The following is a 728-nucleotide window of genomic DNA, read 5'->3' as shown; positions in this document are numbered from 1 at the left end:
GGGCAAGTACGACGTGGGCGGCGACATCCTCGCCGCTTCGATCAACTACAAGTTCTGATCGGAACCGCCGTCCTGCGACACGAAAAAGCCCCGCTCCGGCGGGGCTTTTTCTTTGCCGGCGCCATCGCTGCCGCGGCGCCCGCCGTGCTCAGTACGGCAGCCCGGCCACGGGCAGCTCGATCGACCACACCGCGCCGGCACCGGTGAGGTACAGCGTGCGCCGCTGCGGCCCGCCGAATGCAGCGTTGGTCACGTTCGCGTCGACCTTGATCATCGCCAGCGCCTGGCCTTCCGGCGAAAGCACGCGCACATGCTGGCGGGTGTGCTCGGTGAGGTAGATGTTGCCGAGGCAGTCGACCGCCAGGCCGTCGGGAATGACCGCGTCGGTGACGAGGTCGCGATGCGCCTGCGGCCGGCCGTCGACCAGCGTGTACGCGCGCAGCAGGCCGTGGTCGCCGCCGCCGCTTACGTAAAGCGTGTTGCCGTCCGGCGACAGGGCGATGCCGTTGGGATTGGCGATGCTGTCGTCGACCACCGACACCGTGCCGTCCTGGTTGGACGCAAAATCGACCGTGACCTGGTCGAACGCCGGCTTCCACGCCGTGCGCGAGACGTCGGCCATCAGCGACCAGCGGTCGTTGAACTTGTGGGTCACGCTCAGGGTGGCCGAGGCCGGCAGGACCAGGGTGGCACGGCCGCTGGTGTCGACGTACTGGCCCGGGGCGGTC

Annotated in this window: 1 protein-coding gene; it reads right to left on the bottom strand. The window is 69.1% G+C overall.

The window, feature by feature from the left end; genetic code table 11:
* Positions 1-148: 148 nt before the first annotated feature.
* A partial coding sequence (locus J7528_RS23795) for an SMP-30/gluconolactonase/LRE family protein (protein ID WP_291879811.1) occupies positions 149-728 on the bottom strand: 580 nt, incomplete at its 5' end.

Origin of the sequence: Caulobacter sp. (assembly GCF_017744445.1) — a bacterium.
Taxonomy (GTDB): domain Bacteria; phylum Pseudomonadota; class Alphaproteobacteria; order Caulobacterales; family Caulobacteraceae; genus Caulobacter.
The sequence above is the reverse complement of the archived record's forward strand: the minus strand, read 5'-3'. Positions and strand labels throughout refer to the sequence as shown.